At 68.7% G+C, this 23,152-nt stretch carries 15 protein-coding genes, 3 pseudogenes and 1 CRISPR repeat array; of the genes and pseudogenes, 11 read left to right on the top strand and 7 right to left on the bottom strand.

Going from position 1 to position 23,152, the window contains the following annotated elements; genetic code table 11:
* Positions 1 to 327: 327 nt before the first annotated feature.
* On the top strand, positions 328 to 1,074 hold the full coding sequence (locus ACIO1C_RS22405; protein WP_401866164.1) for a DNA-methyltransferase: 747 nt from the start codon (positions 328 to 330) through the stop codon (positions 1,072 to 1,074).
* A gap of 246 nt (positions 1,075 to 1,320) precedes the next feature.
* Here the strand turns inward: ACIO1C_RS22405 and ACIO1C_RS22400 are convergent.
* Positions 1,321 to 1,422 (bottom strand): annotated as a pseudogene (locus ACIO1C_RS22400) (thioredoxin-disulfide reductase); the annotation flags it as partial.
* A 382-nt stretch (positions 1,423 to 1,804) separates the two neighbouring features.
* Positions 1,805 to 2,168 (bottom strand): annotated as a pseudogene (locus ACIO1C_RS22395) (ISAzo13 family transposase); the annotation flags it as partial.
* Positions 2,169 to 2,625: 457 nt separating this feature from the next.
* A CRISPR array of direct repeats spans positions 2,626 to 7,603; the repeat unit is 28 nt; unit sequence GGACAACCCCCGCAGGCGCGGGGCCGAC.
* 181 nt (positions 7,604 to 7,784) lie between these two features.
* Here ACIO1C_RS22395 and cas3 point away from each other — a divergent pair.
* The 8 genes from cas3 (at position 7,785) to cas2e (ending at position 17,754) form a co-directional block, all read left to right on the top strand.
* Positions 7,785 to 10,772 carry a CRISPR-associated helicase Cas3' gene (gene cas3 / locus ACIO1C_RS22390; protein ID WP_401866162.1) on the top strand — a complete coding sequence of 996 codons (2,988 nt, stop codon included), beginning with the start codon at positions 7,785 to 7,787 and terminating at the stop codon, positions 10,770 to 10,772.
* Positions 10,773 to 10,991: 219 nt separating this feature from the next.
* Positions 10,992 to 12,713 carry a type I-E CRISPR-associated protein Cse1/CasA gene (casA, locus tag ACIO1C_RS22385; RefSeq protein ID WP_401866160.1) on the top strand — a complete coding sequence of 574 codons (1,722 nt, stop codon included), beginning with the start codon at positions 10,992 to 10,994 and terminating at the stop codon, positions 12,711 to 12,713.
* Between the two features lie 78 nt (positions 12,714 to 12,791).
* Positions 12,792 to 13,376 carry a type I-E CRISPR-associated protein Cse2/CasB gene (gene casB, locus ACIO1C_RS22380; protein ID WP_327233881.1) on the top strand — a complete coding sequence of 195 codons (585 nt, stop codon included), beginning with the start codon at positions 12,792 to 12,794 and terminating at the stop codon, positions 13,374 to 13,376.
* 155 nt (positions 13,377 to 13,531) lie between these two features.
* On the top strand, positions 13,532 to 14,683 hold the full coding sequence (cas7e, locus tag ACIO1C_RS22375) for a type I-E CRISPR-associated protein Cas7/Cse4/CasC (RefSeq protein WP_327233880.1): 1,152 nt from the start codon (positions 13,532 to 13,534) through the stop codon (positions 14,681 to 14,683).
* A complete protein-coding gene (cas5e, locus tag ACIO1C_RS22370) occupies positions 14,680 to 15,531 on the top strand; it encodes a type I-E CRISPR-associated protein Cas5/CasD (protein WP_401866158.1) in 852 nt (283 codons plus the stop codon). Before cas7e ends, cas5e begins: the two co-directional genes overlap by 4 nt.
* 5 nt (positions 15,532 to 15,536) lie before the next feature.
* Complete coding sequence (cas6e, locus tag ACIO1C_RS22365) at positions 15,537 to 16,364, top strand: type I-E CRISPR-associated protein Cas6/Cse3/CasE (protein ID WP_401866367.1); 828 nt, start codon at positions 15,537 to 15,539, stop codon at positions 16,362 to 16,364.
* Between the two features lie 2 nt (positions 16,365 to 16,366).
* Positions 16,367 to 17,479 (top strand): type I-E CRISPR-associated endonuclease Cas1e, encoded by a 1,113-nt coding sequence (gene cas1e, locus ACIO1C_RS22360; RefSeq protein ID WP_401866156.1) that lies wholly within the window; start codon positions 16,367 to 16,369, stop codon positions 17,477 to 17,479.
* Positions 17,476 to 17,754, top strand: a complete 279-nt coding sequence (gene cas2e / locus ACIO1C_RS22355; protein WP_401866154.1) for a type I-E CRISPR-associated endoribonuclease Cas2e — start codon at positions 17,476 to 17,478, stop codon at positions 17,752 to 17,754. The genes cas1e and cas2e overlap by 4 nt, the downstream gene beginning before the upstream one ends.
* Before the next feature lie 808 nt (positions 17,755 to 18,562).
* Here cas2e and ACIO1C_RS22350 read toward each other — a convergent pair.
* Positions 18,563 to 18,835, bottom strand: coding sequence for an esterase (locus ACIO1C_RS22350; RefSeq protein WP_401866152.1), 273 nt, complete (start codon positions 18,833 to 18,835; stop codon positions 18,563 to 18,565).
* A 461-nt stretch (positions 18,836 to 19,296) separates the two neighbouring features.
* Between ACIO1C_RS22350 and ACIO1C_RS22345 the strand changes: the two genes are divergently transcribed.
* Positions 19,297 to 19,434: a hypothetical protein gene (locus tag ACIO1C_RS22345; protein WP_401866151.1), complete on the top strand. Its 138-nt coding sequence runs from the start codon at positions 19,297 to 19,299 to the stop codon at positions 19,432 to 19,434.
* A 181-nt stretch (positions 19,435 to 19,615) separates the two neighbouring features.
* Here ACIO1C_RS22345 and ACIO1C_RS22340 read toward each other — a convergent pair whose 3' ends face one another.
* The 3 genes from ACIO1C_RS22340 to ACIO1C_RS22330 form a co-directional block, all read right to left on the bottom strand.
* Complete coding sequence (locus tag ACIO1C_RS22340; RefSeq protein ID WP_401866149.1) at positions 19,616 to 20,014, bottom strand: SH3 domain-containing protein; 399 nt, start codon at positions 20,012 to 20,014, stop codon at positions 19,616 to 19,618.
* Between the two features lie 155 nt (positions 20,015 to 20,169).
* Entirely contained in the window at positions 20,170 to 20,301 is a 132-nt protein-coding gene (locus ACIO1C_RS22335; protein ID WP_401866147.1) for a hypothetical protein, read from the bottom strand.
* Positions 20,302 to 21,034: 733 nt separating this feature from the next.
* Positions 21,035 to 21,682 (bottom strand): SIMPL domain-containing protein, encoded by a 648-nt coding sequence (locus ACIO1C_RS22330; RefSeq protein ID WP_401866365.1) that lies wholly within the window; start codon positions 21,680 to 21,682, stop codon positions 21,035 to 21,037.
* Between the two features lie 148 nt (positions 21,683 to 21,830).
* Here ACIO1C_RS22330 and ACIO1C_RS22325 point away from each other — a divergent pair.
* A pseudogene (locus ACIO1C_RS22325) lies at positions 21,831 to 22,091 on the top strand (Tn3 family transposase); the annotation flags it as partial.
* A gap of 54 nt (positions 22,092 to 22,145) precedes the next feature.
* Here the strand turns inward: ACIO1C_RS22325 and ACIO1C_RS22320 are convergent.
* Positions 22,146 to 23,069 carry a DUF5655 domain-containing protein gene (locus ACIO1C_RS22320; protein ID WP_401866145.1) on the bottom strand — a complete coding sequence of 308 codons (924 nt, stop codon included), beginning with the start codon at positions 23,067 to 23,069 and terminating at the stop codon, positions 22,146 to 22,148.
* Between the last annotated feature and the right edge of the window lie 83 nt (positions 23,070 to 23,152).

Genomic DNA, 23,152 nt, shown 5'->3' with positions numbered 1-23,152 from the left:
TCTCAGGCGGTACACCCGGTCTCCTCACAGGGTCGGGAACGCAGGGTCAATGGCTTTTCCCCGCAGTCCCTTTGGACGAGCCAGCACGGATCGGCACAGGTCAGCAGGGGTGAAGCGACGCTCCGTCCCGGTGACACGGCAGGACAGTAGGCGGGGATTCCGGCCGCACCAAACGACTCCTGGCCCCCGGTGCCGGAGGACGACACGGGACACAGGTGCGGACGGAAATCGGGGTTAACGTCCCCTGCGATCCCGCTCCGGGCAAAGGCTGTTGCACACTGCCCGGAACGGGACCTTCTGCCGTCGAGCCCTGAAAGAGGCCCGTACATGAGTTACACGCTGCACCGAGGCGATGCCCTCACCGTCCTCAAAACCCTCCCGGACGAGAGCGTCCACGCCGTCATCACCGACCCGCCGTACAATTCCGGCGGACGCACCAGCTCCGACCGCACCGGCCGCACCGCACGCGCCAAGTACGTCACCAGCAACAGTGCCCACGACCTGCAGAACTTCCCCGGAGAGAACCGCGACCAGCGCGTCTACCGGTCCTGGCTGACAGCCCTGCTCACCGAGGCGTACCGGGCCTCCACCGAACACTCCATCGCCATGGTGTTCGCCGACTGGCGCCAGGAACCGACGACGTCCGACGCCCTGCAGATGGCCGGCTGGACCTGGTCCGGCACGATCCCCTGGATTAAGCCCGCCAGCCGTCCCCGCAAGGGAGGCTTCAAGCAGGCATCCGAGTTCATCACCTGGGGTGTCAAGGGCAGCCTCGACCGCAGCCGGAACCTGTACCTGCCCGGCTACTTCGTCGCCTCCCAACCCCGCAAGGACCGGGTACACATCACCCAGAAACCGGTCGAGATCATGCGGCAGCTCGTACAGATCTGCCCCGAAGGCGGAACCGTCCTCGACCCGTTCACCGGCAGCGGCTCCACCGGAGTCGCCGCCCTTCGCGAAGGACGCCACTTCCTCGGCGTCGAACTGTCCGACCACTACGCCGGCGTCGCCCAGGACAGGCTCCGAGCGGAACTGACCCAGGACGACTTCGTCCTGGCCGGACCGGAGGCGTGAGCATGAGAGGCGCCAGACCGGGCCGACCGACCGTAGACACAGCGAAACGGCGGCTGGCGCACCCGAATATCCGATGCGCCAGCCGCCGTTCTTCTTCTCGTCGGGCCGTAGGCTGCCCTCACGCCACAGCACGCAGGAGCACTCCCGCTGCCTCCCGCGGGTGCTTCAGGTCATCCGCAGTTGTCGTGTTGGAGCGTGTACCTCCTGCGCTGGGTGAAAACGGCGCGGCGGGTCACGTGGGCGCGGATGATCGACGACGTCGCCGGCGGCGAACACCCCCGGCAGGCTGGTGCGCGTGGTCGGGGCGTCGACCTTGAGGTAGCCCTGGTTGTTCAGGTCGGTTGCCCCGCTCTCGCAGGCTCTCCCGCGCATGCCGGACCATTTGGCCGTCGGCCACGTACGGGAACAGCCCGGGGTGCGGGAGTTGTGGGACCGTGCGGCCGGCATCCGCCCCTGCCGGGGACACCGGCCCATGTGTTCCCCGCTCGTCCCACCGGAGCCGGTGTCCGTGTGGCTCCTGGCGCTCGGACCGTACGGGGATGGTCGCTGTGGTGGATCGTCATGGCCCCGGCGGATCGGGCCGTACGGCTCGACCGAGCCGAGTGACCTGGTGGTGGCAACAACTGAACACATATCCAACCTCTCCGCGGTACACCGTGCCGGAGACGTGCGGTGTGCCGTAGGGGCCGTTGGTGAAGGACGGCAAACTGGTCTTGGACCGGCTCGGGCCGGCCGCCGAGCCGAAGCTGAACCCCACTTGCCGCAGCAGTTCGGCAATAGATTCGCCGACACGCGATGGCCCTGCCTGGTGAGCTGGTCGGCGAGTCCCGGGTGGACTTCGTCGTCCACCGGAGCGGCGACATCGGATCTCCGCGCATGCCGGGCTCGACCAGCGCCAACAGTGCGGGCCGCAGTCCCGGATCCACCTCGGCTGCCCGCTTGCGCCCGCCACCGGAGCGGCGTACCCGGCCCAGCGGTTCCGCCCCCGCTTCCAACTCGTCCACGCCCTTGCGGACGGTCATCTCGCCGACCTCGGCCGCCTGGGCGACCACGCGGATCCCGCCGTGCCCCAGGATCCGCGCCTCCGCCCCCATCAGCAGGCGACGCCGCCGCTCGTCCAGATGCGGGAACAACACCGCGAACTTCAGGACGAGTTGATCACGGACCTCGCCAGATATGCGCCTACCACACTAACGAGCCGAACCACTGGAAGCAACACCTTGATTCTCTGCGAGCCTTAGGAGCATGCAGAAAGAAAGCATCCAGCTTTTTTGGAAATTAACCAGGCGGGCATGGCGGAAGCCAAAGCGCTTCGGTTTGGTGATGGAGATCGGCGGGACGACCCCTGCGGATGCGGGTTAGCGACTCGGTGGCCAGGCAGGACTGGAGGCAACTGGTGCCCTGCAGGTGTGAGGCCGAGAAGATTTCCGCTTGGGATGGACCGCTCCTGCTGGTGTTGAACCGCCGAGCAGTAGATGGCGAGTGGTCAGCCGGTCAGGGCCCCCTTGAGCGCGGGGCCGACTGTACGGGAGGCCACGCGGTCTGTGCTCCGGACAACCTCAGTGGGCGCGGGGCGACTACGAGTCCGGCCGGTACTCCACCACGCCATGGGGACAACCCCCGCAGACGCGGGGCCGATACCGACGTGTGGCCGGTGCGTGACGTTCACCGGACAACCCCCGCAGGAGCGGAGCCGACTTGCACGGAACGGGGGCCGGTCAGGCGGAGCACGGACAGCCCCCTTAGATGCGGGGGCGACTGGAGGAGGTCCGGCATTTCGAGGTCGACCGGGGGACAACCCCCGCAGGCGCGGGGCCGACAGGACCGACTCCCACAGCAGCACGTGGTACCGCGGACAATCCCTGCAGGAGCGGGGGCCGACTCGCTGACCGCGATCACTCGACGGCCAACTCCTGCAGGCGCGGGGCCGACGTACGGCGAGCCTCGTAGGCGCGCTGCCGGCAGGGACAACCCCCGCAGGCGCGGGGCCGACGACGCCATGTCCTTGAACGTCGGCAGGAACGTGGGACAACCCCGTAGGCGTGCGGGGCCGACGAGGATGCTCTGTACGGCCTGGGTCCGGAGGAGGGACAACCCTCGCAGGCGCGGGGCCGACGCTGGAGCCCCGGGCCGGTATACCCCCGCCCCGGACAACCCCCGCAGGCGCGGGGCCGACGTCCTCAGACCTCCGACGCGATGCGGGACAGACGGACAACCCCCGCAGGCGCGGGGCCGACCGCCCTCCCACGCCTGGGCCCACCGACCCTCGCGGACAACCCCCGCAGGCGCGGGGCCGACCGGATCCCGGCGGTGGCGGCGGCGGTGATCAGGGGACAACCCCCGCAGGCGCGGGGCCGACTCGAGACGCTGGGCTCGGCCGGCCTCCCCGCAGGGACAACCCCCGCAGGCGCGGGGCCGACCCGACGATCCAGCCGATCACGGGGCTGAGGGCGGGACAACCCCCGCAGGCGCGGGGCCGACCGGCCCGAGCCCGTGGCGGTCACCGCGCAGGGCGGACAACCCCCGCAGGCGCGGGGCCGACTCAGTCCACGGAGATGTCAGCGGCGGCCAGGCCGGACAACCCCCGCAGGCGCGGGGCCGACCCCGGGGCGGAGGAGAACGGACCGCCCCGGATCGGACAACCCCCGCAGGCGCGGGGCCGACCAGAGCATCCCCGCCGGCAGGCTGGTCCAGCACGGACAACCCCCGCAGGCGCGGGGCCGACAGCGGGCACGGTGCGGCACACCCGTTCCTCTAGGGACAACCCCCGCAGGCGCGGGGCCGACCCTTGCGGGCGAGGGTGGCGACGTGAACGGCCGGGACAACCCCCGCAGGCGCGGGGCCGACCGGTGCCGACTCGTTGGGAATGCCTGGGTGTGGGGACAACCCCCGCAGGCGCGGGGCCGACCCGGCGGGCAGCTCGTACGGCACCGTGACCCGGGGACAACCCCCGCAGGCGCGGGGCCGACGGTTCGGGCCACGGCAGCCCCGACAGGCGCTGGGGGACAACCCCCGCAGGCGCGGGGCCGACGGAAGCGACACGGTCGAGTCGGCGCAGCAGCGGGGACAACCCCCGCAGCAGCGGGGACAACCCCCGCAGGCGCGGGGCCGACGGCAGGCCAGCGCACAGGCCGCAGCTCGGCAGCGGACAACCCCCGCAGGCGCGGGGCCGACCCCTTCCCGGGGCGGCCCGCCCCTTGCCGCGGGGGACAACCCCCGCAGGCGCGGGGCCGACTGAGGCATGGCTCTACGGTCGGGCCAACTCGGCGGACAACCCCCGCAGGCGCGGGGCCGACGTCAGGGGGTCGAGGCGCTGGGAGTTCAGGAACGGACAACCCCCGCAGGCGCGGGGCCGACACCGAGGCATCCCGCCGGACCACGAACACGCTGGGACAACCCCCGCAGGCGCGGGGCCGACCAGGCACCCATCCCCGTCGAGCCACCGCCCGAGGGACAACCCCCGCAGGCGCGGGGCCGACGGGAGGTGGCTGGGGTTTCGTCACTGTGTCGAGGACAACCCCCGCAGGCGCGGGGCCGACACGCCGCCCGCCAGGACGCTCAGCCCGCAGTCCGGACAACCCCCGCAGGCGCGGGGCCGACTTCCCCCGACCAACGACCAGGCACTCGCCACGGGGACAACCCCCGCAGGCGCGGGGCCGACACGGCCTTCCGGCACGCGTCGGAGCGGTACCGCGGACAACCCCCGCAGGCGCGGGGCCGACTGTGTTGATCCAAGCATCAAACGGGCCGGATGGGGACAACCCCCGCAGGCGCGGGGCCGACTACCAGCCGGGCGCGATGAAGGGTGAGTCCTGGGGACAACCCCCGCAGGCGCGGGGCCGACCTATGACGAACTGACGGTCACCGAGCGCGCCTAGGACAACCCCCGCAGGCGCGGGGCCGACGTGCTGACGACGATTGCCGGGCTGGTCCTGATCGGACAACCCCCGCAGGCGCGGGGCCGACCCGTCACATCGTCCCCAAGGTCATCAATCGTGCGGACAACCCCCGCAGGCGCGGGGCCGACGAGTCGAGTACCTGCGGCCGGTGGAGCCCGAGGGGACAACCCCCGCAGGCGCGGGGCCGACCACGCCTGGCTCCGTACGTACGGCGGCGCCATGGGACAACCCCCGCAGGCGCGGGGCCGACTGACAGCCAGGTGCGCAACGCGAGGAGCATGGGGGACAACCCCCGCAGGCGCGGGGCCGACCATGACCACCACGCAGTTTCCCTTCCTGATGCGGGACAACCCCCGCAGGCGCGGGGCCGACAGAGCGGCGAACGCGACCAGGCGATGGGCCTGCGGACAACCCCCGCAGGCGCGGGGCCGACATCGCCTTCAGGGCGACGGCGGCGGCCTCGGCCGGACAACCCCCGCAGGCGCGGGGCCGACCCGGACTGGGTCTCTATGGCCTGACGCGCGGCGGGACAACCCCCGCAGGCGCGGGGCCGACGCCAGACCCACCGCTGCCGCCCCGGCCGCCATTGGACAACCCCCGCAGGCGCGGGGCCGACCCGGGCGTAGCCCAGCGCCTCGTAGAACAGCGGGGACAACCCCCGCAGGCGCGGGGCCGACGTTTGGCCCGGGAGTGGGGCTTGTCGGCGGGCAGGACAACCCCCGCAGGCGCGGGGCCGACCGGTCACTCAGCTTCCCGCAGCTGTCCCAAGGCGGACAACCCCCGCAGGCGCGGGGCCGACTTCTCGCGATCGTCGTATCCGGGGCTCTGGGGAGGACAACCCCCGCAGGCGCGGGGCCGACGCACACGAGCACGGCATCCACAAGATGCTCACAGGACAACCCCCGCAGGCGCGGGGCCGACCGTTCACCCTTGGCGACCCCGCAGGCGGGCGTCGGACAACCCCCGCAGGCGCGGGGCCGACGACGGGTTCCAAATCAGTCACCGGAATACCGTGGGACAACCCCCGCAGGCGCGGGGCCGACCGGGCGCGGGCCTGCCCGATGTGCAGCTCAGCCGGACAACCCCCGCAGGCGCGGGGCCGACGGGCCCTCTCCAGCCGGAGGGCCCCTTCGCCCGGGACAACCCCCGCAGGCGCGGGGCCGACGGCCTCGCGGTCAGCATCACGGCGGTCTCTGAAGGACAACCCCCGCAGGCGCGGGGCCGACTCGGGGGCATTGGGGTAGAGGCTGGTCCAGCAGGGACAACCCCCGCAGGCGCGGGGCCGACGGCCTGGGCGTGGACGAGTGGGCGCCCACCGGGGGACAACCCCCGCAGGCGCGGGGCCGACAGCCTGCCCGAGGCGGCCGGCCGCGTCGCCCACGGACAACCCCCGCAGGCGCGGGGCCGACGGCAGCATCGAGGTCACCCCGATCCCCCGCCACGGACAACCCCCGCAGGCGCGGGGCCGACCCTCGGGTGTCTGACCCGCCGCCGCGCTGAAGCGGACAACCCCCGCAGGCGCGGGGCCGACAGCAGCGCCCGGCCGCGTTCGACGTCGATCCAGGGACAACCCCCGCAGGCGCGGGGCCGACTCCGCGCACGCGGTCGTGGGCGCCGTCGAGGAGGGACAACCCCCGCAGGCGCGGGGCCGACCCGGTGCGCCAGGCGCAGGACCGGGCGCAGCCGGGACAACCCCCGCAGGCGCGGGGCCGACACCGCGGCGTCCCCGGCCGGGGACGCCGTCGGCGGACAACCCCCGCAGGCGCGGGGCCGACGCCACATCAACCGCCACGGACGGGACGCCCGCCGGACAACCCCCGCAGGCGCGGGGCCGACTCGGGGGGGCGGGGCCCGGTGACCGGACGCTCAGGACAACCCCCGCAGGCGCGGGGCCGACCGGATCTGCGAGGCGGAGAGCCAGGCCCAGCGGGGACAACCCCCGCAGGCGCGGGGCCGACCGTCTGCGCTGTGCACGTCCCCGACGCAGGCAGGGACAACCCCCGCAGGCGCGGGGCCGACGTACTCCTTACATGTCGGTAGCGGCCCGCACGAGGACAACCCCCGCAGGCGCGGGGCCGACAGCGGGTACCTGAAACCCGAGTCGACGCGGATCGGACAACCCCCGCAGGCGCGGGGCCGACGGGGCCAGCGAGACGGCGATCCAGCTGGGGCGGGGACAACCCCCGCAGGCGCGGGGCCGACCACCGCAGTGCCCTGCGCGACTGCTTCGAGGGCGGACAACCCCCGCAGGCGCGGGGCCGACCGGGATCCGGTGGACAACACGGACGGTAGGCTGAGGACAACCCCCGCAGGCGCGGGGCCGACGTCCTGGGCACCCTGGAAATCTGCGCCGAGCACGGACAACCCCCGCAGGCGCGGGGCCGACCACTGAGAGCCTGCGAGGTCACCAAATGCCCAGGGACAACCCCCGCAGGCGCGGGGCCGACCCCGGGACACGGCGGCGGACACCGCGCGGCCGGGGACAACCCCCGCAGGCGCGGGGCCGACGGCAGCAGCAGCCCCTGGAACCAGCCCCAGGGGGGACAACCCCCGCAGGCGCGGGGCCGACCCGGCCCCCGCCCCGGCGCAGGTTACCGAGCAGGGACAACCCCCGCAGGCGCGGGGCCGACGCTTTCTGACCTGCGATCTTATCCGGTGATTGCGACGTTTTCGTTCAGTTGCGATCTGGCTTCGGGCGGCTTAGACACTCTGTTGGCGAAGGGGCTGGAAGGAGTCATGAGGGGCAATCTTGGGTCGTTGTCAGTGGTGTCGTCTAGTCTCCGAAGCCAGCTTACAAAGGTGGAGGACGGCGTGACCGACAGCGATTTGCGAGCCGGTGGAAGGCGCTGCAGCCTCGATGTTCTCGGAGTGCTGTGGGGGAAGTCTGAGGAGAAGGCCGGCGGCAGGATGAATCTCCTGTTGTCGCACCTTCTGGACACGGCGGCTGTGGCGGAGCGTCTCTGGGACGGTTTCGTTTCGCCGTCCACCCGGCGGATGTTGGACGCGATCGCCGGGGGCGCGGGCAGGGGGCGTTTCCTGTTCATGTGGTTATGTGGCATTCATGACTGTGGGAAGGCTACGCCCGCTTTTCAGTCCATGTGGCCAAAGGGTGCGCTGGCTGTGCGTGCGGCCGGGTTGGGCTGGCACGAAGGCACGGTTTCGAAGAATAAGTGGCGGCACGATCGCGCGGGGGCGTATGTGTTGCGTGCCGTGCTTCCGCAGGCCGGTTGGTGCGATGAGCATGTGGAGTGGGTGTGGCCGCTGGTTGCTGGGCACCACGGTGCGTTCCCCGGTCATGGCGCTACGGAACCGCCCCGCAAGGGGCGAGGAGAGTTGGCCGGCCGACCTCCTTGGGCCGAGGCGCAGTGGTCCTTGGTGGAGCGCTTCACCACGGAGCTTGGCTTCGATGACCTGACCGACGTCGAGCCCTCCAGGGTCCCCTCGCGTGCCGCGCAGCTGCATCTGAGCGGTTTGATCGTGATGGCGGACTGGATCGCGAGCGACGAGCGGCATTTCCCGGGCGTTGACAAGCTGTCGGATGTGAGTTTCGGCGGAGCGAGGAAGCGGGCCGGACGAGCCTGGGAGGAGCTCGGGTTGCGAGGCGGTTGGGGGCGGTTGGACGAGCCCGGTCCGGAGTCGTTCCGCGACCGGTTCGGGCATGAGCCTCGCCCTTCCCAGACACTGGTCATGGAGGCTGCCCGTCGCATGGAAGCGCCTGGCCTTCTGGTGGTTGAGGCACCCATGGGGGAGGGCAAGACCAAGGCTGCGCTGATGGCGGCCGAGATCCTGGCCGCGAGGTTCGGCGCGGACGGTGTGTTCGTGGGCATGCCGACGCAGGCCACCAGCGACCCGATGTTCGGGCAAGTCCGGAACTGGGTCGGGGCCATCGATGAAGAACTCGCCTCGCAGGTCGCGCTGCTCCACGGCAAACGGATGTTCAACAAGGAGTGGCGCTGTTTGTTGGAAGGTGGTGCGGACGGGGTGGGAGCCACGTTCGGAGGGATCGACGAGTACGGCGAGTGTGAGGACGACGACCTTTACGGAGACGGCGTCTTCGCTCTGCGTGGAAGCCCTGCTGAGCAGGTGTCACGTGGGCCTGCCGAGTGGTTCCTCGGGGCCAAGCGTGGCTTGCTGTGCCCGTTCGTGGTGGGAACGATCGATCAATTGCTGTTCGCCGCAGCACGGACCAAGCACGTGATGCTGCGGATGGCCGGTCTGGCAGGCAAGGTCGTGGTGCTGGACGAGGTACACGCCGCAGATGTGTACATGTCTCAGTTCCTCGTGGAGGGAGTGCGCTGGCTCGGCCAGGCCCAGGTGCCGGTGGTTCTGCTGTCCGCGACCCTGCCGCCACAGCAGCGTCAGGAGCTTGTCGACGCCTACCTGGCCGGCGCCGCCTCTCGCGAGGAGTTCACCGCGGAGGAGCTTCCCGAGCCGCGTGGCTACCCGTCGGTGACAGCTGCGTGGATGGCCGCCGACAGTGCGGGGCCGCGGTTCGATGTCACGGCCTGTTCCAGTTGGCGTGAGGACCTGAACGTGACCCTTGAACTCATGCCGGAGACCATTCCCGGCCCGATCGCCACCCACGAGGCGCGGGACGGCGCGCAGGCAATGGCCGACGCGTCGGTCTGCGCGTATCTCGGTGTCGCACTCGCCGACGGGGGATGTGCACTGGTCATCCGTAACACCGTGCACCGTGCCCAGACGCTCTACAGCACCCTGCGCAAGGAGTTCGGTGACGACGTGGTGCTGCTGCACGGCCGGATCGCGGTGGGGGCACGGGCAGACCGCACCGAGCGCTGCCTTCGTCTTCTCGGCGCTCCACAGCCCGACGGGACCAGCTCACGGCCCTCCCGGTTGATCGTGGTCGCGACGCAACTGGCTGAGCAGTCCTTCGACGTCGACGCGGACCTTCTTGTCACGGACTTCGCCCCGATCGACCTTCTGCTCCAGCGGATTGGACGCCTTCACCGCCATGACGGCGTTTTCCGCCCCGTGCGGCTCAAAGAGCCGCACGTGGTGATCACTGGCTTCGGCAAGCAGGCCGTACCAGATGGCATCTACGCGGACTTCACTACGGATCCGGCGCCAGGCCGAGACCGCGCGCCGCAGTTCCTCAGCGCGTCCGAGTTCATCTACGGCCGGCACCTTCTTGTTCGTAGCGCAGCGGCGGTGTTCAAAGATGTGGTGGGCAAGGAAGGCTGGAGTGTCCCCGGACAGGTGCCGGAGCTTGTCGCGGCGGTATACGGAGCGGCCGATGCCATAGTTCCGATGTCCTGGCGAGAAGACGCTCAGAGGGAGCGTCTGGAGTGGGAGGCGAAGCAGCGCGAGCGGGCTGAAAAGGCTGCCGGCTATCTCCTGACGCGACGTGGGGACAAAGAGGGCGTCACGCTCGCGGGCCTGCACTATGCATCCGTCCCAGGTGGAGGGAGAGACACCGACCTTGATGCCGTCGTACGCGACGGTGAGGCCAGTACGGAAGTCATCCTCGTGACCCACGATGGCCATACATACCGGACCTTGACAGGCAGAAGCCTGAGTGCCAACGGCGATGTCGCTGACGCGCTGCTGGATGAGGTGCTCGGCGGGACGGTGAGACTCCCGGTCGGGGTTTCCGCCGAAGCCGTCCAGAAGCTGTCGCCCCTGCCCGGCTGGCTGGGGCATACGAGGCTGGGGCACAACCTGGCTCTCATCCTCGACTCGCAGCGCAGAACGATGCTCGCGGAGCGGGGGGTGCACTACGACGATGAGTTGGGGTTGGTCGTGCAGAGCAGGGCCGCCGACGCACGCACCTGGACCTGAAAGGGGTGGCGAGGACCGGCTCCTCACCACCCTAAAGTCCCGGGTCAAGCGGGGCCCATCCGCCGGGCAGACGGAAAAGGGGAGCGCCCCCCGCCGGCGGAACTCGGTAGAGGTGCGGGGGCAGTCATTCATCTTCTCATTCGCACGCCCTGGGCGGGGGGAGTGTGCCACGCTTGTTCTTCGTTGGTGCAGTACGTAAAAGCTTGTGGGGAAACCGAGTTGTTCAATTTGCAGGACGAGCCGTGGATGCCCGTACGTCCGGCGGCCGGGGCACAAAGAGACAGTCCGCCGGATGGCGGGGCGAACGCGGTCGGCCTACGCCGGCTGATTCTGGACGCGCAGGAATTCCAGGATCTCGTGGTCGATCTGCCGACACAGAAGCCGGCGATCTTCCGTCAACTCCTACTCCCCGTCGTCGTGGACGCCCTAGGCTGCCCGCGCAACAGCACCGCGTGGACAGAAATGTTCAAGGCGGGGCGCTTTTCGCCCGAGCAGCGGAAGATTCTGACCGCTTATCTGGACGACCATCACCAGCTCTTCGATCTGTTCGATCCCGTCGCACCATTCGCGCAGGTTGCCGGGCTTCGTACGGCGAAAGACGAGACGAAGGGATCTGCCCTCCTGGTGGCAACGGCGGCCACAGGTAACAATGTGCCGCTGTTCTCGTCCCGCACCGAGGGCGATCCACTGGAGCTGACTCCCGCGCAGGCCGCTCGCTGGCTGTTGCACACACACTGCTGGGACACCGCGGCCATCAAGACCGGGGTGGTCGGCGACCCGCGCGTGAAGTCCGGCAAGACGACCGGCAATCCGGTGGGCCCTCTAGGGCAACTCGGCGTCACCTTGCTCCGAGGGCGCACCGTTTACGAGACATTGCTGCTGAACATTCCCTTCGGACAGGCACCCTTGTCGGACGACCGCCCGCAGTGGCGCCGCCGGGAGACGCAGGGCGACATCGGAGTAACCCTCTCGTGTGCCACGTCTGCCTGGCAGTCCCGGGCCGCTCGCGGCCTGCTGGACCTATGGACCTGGCAGTCGCGCCGTATCCGGCTGATCGCCGAAGAGACGCCATCAGGGCTACGTGTCAGTCGGGTTGTCGTGGCCGCCGGCGATCGGCTGACCACCACTCCGCATGACACCGAGCCGCACACAGCGTGGGTCACCGAGCGCCTCACCCCTCGCGGTAGGAAGAACGCCAAGAGCACAGGGACTTCTTCGGTGCACCCGCGCAGGCATCGACCCGGACGTGCGGCATGGCGTGGACTAGAGGCGTTCCTGGCTGTCGGCAGCCGTACGGAAGAACTCCACGCGACGACGAAGCGCTCCGGCTTCCAATCCAGCCAGCTGCTTCGTCAGCTCGCCGAGGTCTGGAAACGGATGCCACCGGCGTATCCGCTACAAGTCGAGCTGACAGGTATCGCCTACGGCAACCAGTCAGCGGTGATCGAGGACATTTTCTTCGACGAGATGCCGCTGCCGCTCACGGCGCTGGACCCTGACGGAATCGTCTACGGCACTCTTCTGGAGGCCACCGACCAGGCCGAGAAGCTCGCCACAGCTGTCAACCACCTTTCCGGCGACCTGCGAAGAGCAGGGGGTAGCGAGCCGATCCCCTGGGACAAGGGACAACGCCCCGGCGACACGCTGCTGCACGCTCTCGACCCCATGGTCCGCCGGCTTCTGACAGGCCTCCGGAAAGTCGGCGAGGACTTCGACCTCTCGGAACGTGGCCTTGAAGCATGGGAGCAGAAAGCCGGGAAGGAAACGTGGAAGGTGGCGGAGCACATTTTCTCCACCGCTGCCCCAGGGCTTTTCACCGGGCGGACCGTGACCAAAGACGGCAAGGAAACCGTGTACCGGCTCAGCACGGCCGAGGCCGACTTCCGGGAACGCCTGGACGCGATTCTTACCCGCCGAGCCGCAGCACGCAAGGACCGTTGAACCACCCCGTCCGGAAGCTGACAGGACTCCGCAACATCATCACCCACGTTCGAGCGTCTTTCCGTTGAAAGGACCGCTGTGTCCACCCTCCCACTACCCGCCCCTGCGCCGACGCGCCCTCGGTACTGGAACCGGCACGTCGACAGTCACGGCAACTGGCGCATCGACCATGCCAGCGGCGCCAAGATGCACACCCCCGGAGAGGAACTGAGCGACCTGCGGGCCGGCCTGGGACAAACGGCGTTCACCGTGTCCCAACTCTGGCCTTACTACACCACTCCGACTGACGGCCGGGTCACGCCCGAACTCGAAGCAGAACATGCCGCCCTCGCCCTCTACGGCCTCCACCAACAGAGCCAGAACCGCCCCATGCATAGACGTGGCGTCAGCGCGGGAGCAGCACTTCGCGCCCTGCGCCGCAGCGGTCGATACAGCGAGGCAGCTCTGGACGGGCACGTCGCCGCCACCGTGCAAACCACCACTGTGGCCGCACTGGTCTACCGATTGCGAGGACTCATCACCCAACTGCGCTCCGTGGAGCAGCCACTCGACTACGACCAGCTACTCACGGATATCCAGCGCTGGGATTCTCCTGTCGTCCGAAACCGGGTGAGGCGTGAATGGGGTCTCGCTTACCAGGTCGTTGAACGCGGAAACCGGTGACGAAGCAGCGACTCGGACTCCTGTCGCCCATGCCGTCCGATAGTTCCCGCTTTCCTGACAAAAACGGCTGCCCAATCCGCAGCCACGTTGCCACAGCGCGTCAGCAGAAACCGCCGAAGCGCCCAGACGCCAACTGATCGACCGGAGGGACCACTATGACACCGCCCAAAGCCCGTACCTACATCGATATTCACATCCTGCAGACGGTACCGCCGGCCAACCTCAACCGGGACGATCAAGGCAATCCCAAAGACGCATACTTCGGTGGAGTGCGCCGCTCGCGGGTTTCCTCACAAGCATGGAAGCGCTCCACCCGTACTCACTTCGCCGAGCGAATCCCGAAGCAGGACCTCGCCACTCGCACCCGCCGCATCAGCACCGCGCTAACGGAACGGATCGTCGAAGGCACAGATCTGGAGACCGAAGCCGCAGCCCGCCTGGCCGCCGCCCTCCTGGCACAGCTGAAAATCAGCGCGGGCAAGAAAGAAGGCGACACCGCGTACCTCTTCTTCTACGGCCGGCGTCAGCTCGACGCCGTCGCCGCGTTGGTACGGGACCGTGCGGTGCAGCTCTCCGAACTGGAGGACACCGAACTCGCCGACGAGATCACAAAGATCCCCGTACGGGAGCAGTTCAACGCCGGTCACCCCATGGACGTCGCACTGTTCGGGCGCATGGTGGCAGACATTCCTGCACTCAACGTCGACGCGGCAACACAGGTCGCCCATGCACTGTCAACCCATGCGGTCGAGTTGGAATTCGACTACTTCACCGCGGTCGACGACGAGCAGAAAGAGGAAGAGACCGGAGCCGGCATGATCGGAAATATCGGCTTCAACTCCGCCACCCTCTATCGCTACGCCACCGTCGGGCTGCACCAACTCCTGCACAACCTCACGGACGAGGAAGCAGCTGTCACCGCCGTCGAGGAATTCGTGACATCCTTCGCGCGCTCCATGCCCACCGGTTACGCCAACTCCTTCGCCCACCGCACCCTTCCCAGCATGGTTGTCGTCGTTGTGCGAACCGACCAGCCCGTCAATCTTGTCTCCGCCTTCGAGGAGCCGGTCGCGGCGTCCTCGGGCATTGCCGCAGCATCCGCCCGAAACCTGGCACGTGAACACGCCAAAGCGGTCCGCGCCTGGGGTGACACACCAGAATTCACCGGTTTGTGTCATACCTTCGCCGACTCCAGCGATACGGCCGAACTGCTCACGAGCACCTTCGGTGAGACCCGCGCTTTCCCGCAACTGCTCAGCGACCTGCGCGTACACCTCGTCGACACCCTCAAGCAGGCAGCCCGATGACATCCTTCCAGCCCGAGTCCCCCTCCGACGGCGAGGCCGTCCTGCTGCTGCGTCTCGCGGGGCCAGTTCAGGCATGGGGTACGCGCAGCGCCTTCAACCGCCGTGAGACGGGTGCCGAACCCACCAAATCCGGGGTGATCGGGCTCCTGGCCGCTGCGGCCGGACTCGCCCGTGAGGACCCCCTCGACGAACTTCTCCCCCTCAGGCTGGGGATCCGTGTCGACCAGCCCGGAACCTTGCTGCGGGACTACCACACCGTCAGCGACTACCGTGGCCGCCCACTACCTCAGGCCGGGGTAACGGCCAAAGGCATCCAGAAGCCGACCTCGCCGGTCAAACTGACCCACATCACGACACGCTACTACCTACAGGACGCGATCTTCCTCGCCGCCGTCGCCGGCCCGTACGGCCTACTGAACACCCTCGACCAGGCCGTCAGGGCACCCGCCTTCCCGCTCGCACTGGGCCGCCGTTCCTGTCCGCCGACCCAGCCCGTCTCTCTCGGGCTGCGCGAGGCCACCCTCGAAGACGCGCTGCGTGAGGAGCGCTGGCAGGTGTCACGGCAGTCCGGCGAGCAGTTCGCCGCCCAGCTCGGGCGCGACCGGCAGCTCGACCGCCCGCTCTACCCAGCCCGCATCGACCGCTCGGCGACCCTCGAAGACCCAGATGGCGACGACGTCCTCCACGACGCCCCGGTCTCCTTCGACCCGCATCTGCGGACCTTCACCAGCCGACGCGTACGGCACACCTGGCTGAGTATCCCTACCTCCTTCCCGAATCCGGACGACACCACCAACGGCTCGGACGACGAAGCCGGCCACGACCCCTTCGCCCTCCTGGGCTGGTGAGCACCTTGACCTACCTCTCCCGCATCCGCATCAACCCGCTCCGCGCCGAAAGCAGGAAACTGTTGTCCAACCCACGCGCCATGCACGGCGCCGTCATGGGCGCCATCCCCGGCGACCAGACCAAAGAGCGCACTCTGTGGCGACTGGACGCGGACAATCCGCACCGGCCACATCTGTTCGCCCTCACCCAGTCCAAGCCCGACTGGACCCACGTCATCGAGCATGCCGGCTGGCCCAACGCCGAAGGCGACCACGCAGCAGTCCGCGATTACGCCCCACTCCTCGGCCAGATCGCGACGGGCCGGGAGTTCGCTTTCCGCCTGACCGCCAGCCCGGTGCAGAACACCAACTCGCCTCGGACACCCACCCCCACCCAGACCGCCCACCTGGAGGCCAACGCGGATCGCAAGCTCGTACGCGGCTTCCGCCTCGGCCACCGCACGGCCGCCGCCCAACTCGACTGGTTCCTCACCCGCACCGAGCGCTGGGGCTTCGCGGTCCCGGTCTCCCGTACCGACCCCGCCGCTCCCGGACTTGAACAACGTAAAAGCCCCGCTACTCATCTGGACGCCCCGGACAAGTCTGAGGCGGCGAACGACGGGCGGGAAGCCAACGCGCCTCGCGAAGTGCGCATCACGGGCCGCCACCGCCACTCCTTCCAGAAGAACGGCAAGGGTCCCCACGTCACCTTCCACAGCGCGATCTTCGAGGGACGTCTCTGCGTGACCGACCCCGAGGCGTTCACCGCCCGTCTCCTTGAGGGAATCGGCCCATCCAAGGCGTACGGATGCGGGCTGCTCACGCTTGCCCCCATCCCCGGACGGGAGGACTAGTCGTGGCTGACGTCTGGTGGAAAGCCGACCCACACGACCTGCACCGGATCGTCGACCGGGTATCCAGCGTCTACGTGGAACGAAGCCACCTCGACCGCGACGAGAACGCCGTGGTCGTCATCAACAAACGCGAAACCGTCCGTATCCCCGCGGCCATGATCGCCGTCATGCTGCTCGGGCCGGGCACCCGCGTCACCCACGGCGCGATCCGCCTCCTTGCAGACTCAGGCACCGCTGTCTGCTGGGTCGGCGAACAAGGCGTACGGATGTACGCGGCAGGCCTGGGCCCCAGCCGCGGCGCCGGCCTGCTCCACCGGCAAGCATGGCTCGTGACCCGTCCCAAGGAACGTCTCGGCGTCGCCCGCACCATGTACGGCATGCGATTCCCCGGCGAAGACGTCTCGCGAGCCACCATGCAGCAGCTTCGAGGCCGCGAAGGCGCACGTTTCCGCAAGCTCTACAAAGAACACTCCCGTCGCACCGGCGTCCCCTGGGACGGACGGGTCTACAAGGCAGGCGACGCCTTTGCCGCCGGTGACGACCTCAACCGCCTGCTCTCCGCCGCCAACGCCGCCCTCTACGGCATCTGCCACGCCGTCATCGTCGGACTCGGCGCAAGCCCCGGACTCGGCTTCGTCCACACAGGCTCCGCCATTTCTTTCGTCCTGGACATCGCCGACCTCTACAAAACGGAATACACCATCCCGCTCGCGTTCGACCTGGCCGCAAATGGCCTCACGGACGAACGTGACGCCCGCGTCGGCCTACGCGACCAGATCGCAGAACGAAAGCTGCTCAGCCGCATCGTGACCGACATCAAGAGCTTGTTGAACCCGCCCGGCACCGATTTCGACACGCCGGAAACCAGCGAGCTCTGGGACGAGCGGCTCGGCACGGTCTCCGCCGGAGTCAACTGGGCAGCAGATGCCTCGGAAGGACCAGCGAGCGACATCCTTGAAGCCGAATCAACACCCGACGAGACAGCGCAGCGCTCGGACTCAGCGAGCCTGATTGCCGCTGACATGGGTGATCACCACATTGCGATCATCGGACCGGACCTTGAAGGCCCGCCCTCTCCGGAAGAGCCCAAGAACAAGCCGGAGCAGCCTAAGTGACCGTCATCGTTCTCATCGCAGCCCCCGAAGGCCTCCGCGGGCACCTCACCCGCTGGATGGTAGAAGTCAACGCAGGCGTATTCGTAGGCAATCCCAACCGCCGCGTCCGCGACCGACTCTGGGAGCTCCTCGCCACTCGCATCGGCGACGGTCAAGCAGTCCTCGTCGAACCCGCCTCCAACGAACAAGGGTGGGCGATTCGAACGGCGGGCCGAGACCGATGGCGCCCGACCGATTTCGACGGACTCATTCTCTCGGCGCGCAACCGCCGCTAATCATTCCCCGTTGTCAGGTAACTCGTACTGCCAGGCGCAGGCACTTCGGTTGCCATATCGTTGAAAAACCCATGCCGGACGAAAGTCCACGGCCCCGCACAGCTGCTCTTTGCGGGGATGATTCTGCTCCGATCGTCACCTGCACCTCCAGGTGCGCGATGTGGCCCCGCCTCCGCGGGGATGTTTGTCGCTTTCGGAAGGCCGCTCAATCCCGCCTGGGACCGGGCGGCTTTTCTCATGGGTTCAAGGGCGATTGCCAGTTCGAGAAGAGTGAACCGCACCGGGGAAACGATTGGAGCGTTTGCAAGAAGAGCGCCTCATCGTGAGGTGCGGTGAGGGGTGAGGATAGTGAAATACGATTTTCCGGATGAGGGCCCTCCGGGCCGGCCGAGTCTCGATGTCTGGCACCTTGTGATTGGCCTACTTGGCCTGCTTGTTGCGGTCGTTGCCTGCGTGGCCGAGATCTCGCGATAGCGATCCGGTGAGGTAGGGAGGGGACAGGTCGCCTCGACAGGTCCTGCTCCGACCGCCTGCACTCGGTAGCAATCAAGCCTGCCACTGGTATGCCGACCTGCGGCTCGATCCTGGCTCGCGAGGAGTGCCCCCGACGCCACGGGATCTCCGACGACTTTCCGGAGGACAGTGTTGTGGGGCCAAGGGAACTCGTGCGGCGGGCTTGGCGAGTCAGACGTCGCCTCCGGGTCGTTGACTGGCCTGTTTCTTCGCGTTGGTCAGGTGATGAGCGTGACTGGCCCACGGCAAGGCCGCCCCGTGCCTGATCGGCGCGGGGCGGCCTTCTGCGGTTCGGTCATACCTGGGCGAGGCGGTTCGAGAGGTCGAGGGCGGCGCACAGGCCGAGTACCTCGTGGAGGGTCGGGCGGATCAGGCGCGGCCAGTCGTTCGGGACGGCAGACCAGGTGGCGAGATGTACCTCGGTGGTGGCGAGGCCCAGGTGGGCGGTGACGTCCCAGCCGGCGGGTGAGGCGGGCTCCCAGTGAAGGCGGATGCGGCCGAAGGGGAGCTTCGGGGTTTCGAGGTGAGCCAGGTGACGTCGAGCGATCGCCCGCCTCACCGACTGCATCAGCGCCACAGGCCGCTAGCCGGACCGGACTGCTCCGGAGCCGCGCCCCCGCACCGCGGATGGCGCGATTGCACCGGGGGCGGCGGATGCCCCGCCCACTCCTGCCGGCTTAGGCCCGAGATCGAGGGCACCGCATAACCACGATCAGCGCGATCACGTCTCGCCTTCGTCGTCCTCATCCAGCTCTGGCCCGTCCGGGTCGCGCAGCGGACGCAGGGCGCCGGCGGCCGGGAGGACGGGCGGAGCGTCGGACCGGGCGGAGTAGCCGAGGGGGTGGCTTTGGCGGTGGCCGGCGCCACCGCCACCCGGCTCGGTCGTTAGGCGTGCATGGCACGCTTTCGTCCGGCACCCGTGTCCACTGACCCCAGCGACCACACCGTTCGAGGAGTCGCCGCCCGGCTGCGGGCGGCCGCGGCGATCGACGCGGCCGTATGTGCTGGCGCTGTTCGACGCTCTGGCAGATGCCGCTGGAGCCCCGGTGGGAGGAGCACCTTGTGTGCCCCGCGTGCGCGGACCAGCTCCACACCGCCTACCGTGCCGCCCTCGCTCTCGCCTACGAAGCCGGGGCTTCCACCGCGTTGGACTGGTCGCGGGGCTGAAACGGTACTCAGTGCCCGGTGGGTCTCTGCCGGCGAGTCCTGGTGACAGCGTCACCGGGGAGACACGGTGAGCCAGCGTCGCCGGCCCCCGCGAACCGGTGCCCCCGCCGGTTGCGGATCATGCGGGCAGCCTCGTGCGGCGGGACGGTGGTCGGCCCGGCGGGGGCGGTGTTTCAGTGCGTCACGTTGTGCACCACGGGACGGGGTTGAAGTCCTCGATCCCGCCGACGGAGACCCACCGGGCGGGGACCCAGCCACCATCCCTCAGCCGGTACCAGATGTAGTTCCCCTGCACATTCCCGCCGTTGACCTTGCACACGATCTCGACGACGGCGCCGTACGGGATCGAGCCGATCGGAGGGGAATCCAGGCTCGGGTCCCTGCGCACGAGGACACCCGGTCTGACGGTGATCCGGCCCTGGTAGACGGTAGCCGTCTGGTCCTGGTCGGCCTGCGTGGTGATGGAGGCCGGTCCTGTCCGGTGGGTGTCGGCGGCGGCGGGAGTGGCCAGCGCCGTCCCGGCCAGCAGGACCCCGGCGAGCACGGAGACGATCCGGTGCCCGGTTTTCGGTAAGTTCATGGAGATTTCCCCAAGTTGTCAGTGAGTATCCGGGCGCTTCCCGGACGCGACACCTTCATGACACAGACCCAGCACGGCGGGGCTCGGTTCGTACGGGCGAAAAGCCGACTCCCACCCGGATGGGCGCGCAGCCCAGACACGGCGCCCGAACAGGCTCAGTCGAGCCGCACGGCGGGATCCGCCAGGGCCATGATGATCCACCGCAGGGACCCGTCCATCCTGCGCCCACAGTAGGACGCCCGCAGGGAGCACGGCATGCTCGCCGCCGCCCGCTGCCCCCTGCTCATCGCACGCGCCCATCGTTGCGCGCGCGATCGTGCCGGGCGGGCCCACGCCCCGCGAGATCGGTCTCCCCGACGCCACCAAGCTGCTGCCGATCGTGGGAACGACCGACGGAGCCACAGCTTCAACGGCGGACCGTGCCTGCGGTGGGGCCTGCACCTCATGTCAGTGATTCAGACTCGGCGCGCCCACCAGGAGAGATCCTTCGAGGCCGAGGGGTTCGGCAGGGTGCGAGCCCGAAAGTCCTCGTCCAGCGGCTCGATCAGACGTTCAAGAGCGCGGGAAGCCGGGGCTGAGAGCATGGCGAGGACTTCGTCCAGCAGTCCGCGGCTGCTGCGGCCACAGCACGCGCAGGGATGGAAGTGACGTTGGGCAGGGTCGCGGGAGGAGTTTGTCCATCCAGACAGGGCTTCCGCCACGGCTCCAGGCCACAGACCGGCGGCCGCCCAGTTCGCGGCTGTCGGTATCTCGATCTGAGCGATCTCCTGCTGCACGGTAGCTGGGAGGCCGGGAACGTAAGGCACGGACCTCCAGTGAGGTCGATGGCTGACGAGTAGCCGCAGGTTATGGGGCCGCCTGTGCGGCATGTGCTTCTTTTTTCGCAGGTCAAGCAGAGTGATTGCAGGTCAGGCTGGCAACCGGGCCGGCTTCGGGGCCAGCCTTCCTTCCACTCCGCAAACAGGAGGCATGGTGGCCCGGCCGCGCTCGTGGCCGGGCACCGGGCCACTGTGCGTGTTGTCAGCCGCTGATGATCGAGAACCCGATCACCACGCCCGCGGTGACACTGATCTTGCCGGGGGCGAGGTCGCCCTCGCCCCCGGCCCCGCCGGCTTGGCGGTGCCCGCGGTAGGAGTTCTGCAACTGATCGGAGTCCACGTCCTTGATGTGGATGACGGGGCCAAGCCGGACATCGGCAGCCTCCGCATACAGGGCCGCCTTCTCACGGGCAGCGGCTACCGCGGCCGCGCGCGCCTGGGCGCGAAGTTCCTGCTTGGTACTCACATCGAACTCGACACCGTCGACCTGGTTCGCCCCGGCCTCGACAACGTCCACGAGCACGGTCTCCAGGATGTCCAGCTCCCGCAACTCGATCACGAACGAGGCCGTGCACTCGTAGCCGAGGAACGTGCGCTCATTGCCGAAATTCCATGAGGACTTCAGGTCTAGGCGCGACGTGGACACGGCAGTGTCGGGGACTCCGTGGCCGCGCAGCACCTCCCGGATCTGGTTGACGCTGCCTCGCGTGACCTCGAACGACTCACCCGGCTTCTGCCTCGTCTGCTTGATGGCGACGCGAAGTCGGGCTACATCCGGCGTGGCATCCACGCTCGCCGTGCCGAACACGGATATACCCCAAGGCGTGCCTATGGACTGAGTACCGTTCATGCCGCCCATCCAACCAGGTTAGCCGATCCGCGAGGTGCGGATTTCAGGGCCGCCCGGCATCGCCTCGCTGATCGACCGCACTACCACCCATCAGCCTGAAGTGTGAACTCGCCCCAGCACGCCGGGTTGACAAAACAGATTCCACGCAATGCTGCGGATGGTCGACCCGGTCGACGACACCTACCGCCGGCAGATGAACCGGCAGCTCACTGGGCAGGAGTCCCGCCACAAGCCGGCCCGGGACGTGTGCCACGGCAAGCGCGGCACCATCCACCAGCCGTACCGTGACGGGAACCGGCAGGGCCCGGAGACACACAAACTATCGCCGACCACGGCCGAAGCGCGGTGGACACGCGGTGGTCGGCGGCATCTGGCCGAGCACGGCACAGCTCGAAGACGTGCTCCTTGAGGTGTGAGACGCCGCGGCCCCGCAGCAGGCCACCGACCGTCCCGGCTTCGTAGCTCAGGCTGCCTCGAATGCGCGGCGGATCAGCGGTCCCGCCTTATCCAGGTCAGCCGCCGACGAGAGCCGTACCTCCAGGTCACCCGTCCCGAGGTGGCCGATACCGCGCATGTCACGGGTGAAGCCTTCCTCCAGCTCGACCGTGTCCGGGTCGAGAGTGAGATACACCAGGATCACCCCGTACGACGGACGGAAGAGCACCGAAGCGCGGTTCACCATCCGCCGGTACGCGATGTAGTGGGCAAGCTGAGCCACCTCTACCTCGCCCCACGCGGTCAACGCCTCATCCAACTCTCCGTACAGATCCCGCAGACCCTCGGGAACACCGTCCGGCACAGCCCGAGACCTCTCACCGACGAGGGCCGCCTGCTGCCCCACCCGGCTGCGCCTGCGTGCCGGACCCGGGCTGGGAGACGCGGGTGAGGACTCGATCAGCAGCAGGCTCAACAGGCCCCCGTCGAAGACCCGGTAGCGCACCAGGTCGATCCGTCTGCGGTTCTCGTACACCGCCACCCGGTCATGGCGCGAGAAGTCGCCCGCGATGCACACCGCCCGCGCGTTACGCCAGTCGATCTCCTCGACCGCCTCGGAACCCAGCCGTTCCTTGACCAGCGCCTCGAACTCGTGACGTGCGGTGCACAGCCAGGACAGGTACGAGGCGGCCTGGGGCAGGACTCCGCTGTCCGCCGTCTCTTTGTACTCCACGACCACCGGAGCGCCATTCTCGTCCAAGCCCATGGTGTCGATCCGCCCCCGGTGCCACGGCCCCGTCGGGTACTCCGACGCCAGGAAACGGACGCCGAGCATCATCTCCATATCGCTCTCGACCCGGCGCTGCAGCTCCGCCTCCAGCGCCACCGTTGAACCCCGAAGCTCGACATTCCGACCGTTGGCATCCTGTCGGAACATCATCAAGTCGGCCATCAGCGTCCCCCCTCCACGATCAGTACAAGGGAAGCAATCGAAACCGGTGGAGGGGTATTCCAGGCCGGGGAGGAGCTGCCTGT

The organism is Streptomyces sp. NPDC087420 (assembly GCF_044744165.1).
GTDB lineage: Bacteria > Actinomycetota > Actinomycetes > Streptomycetales > Streptomycetaceae > Streptomyces.
This window is presented reverse-complemented; position numbering and strand designations above follow the sequence as displayed.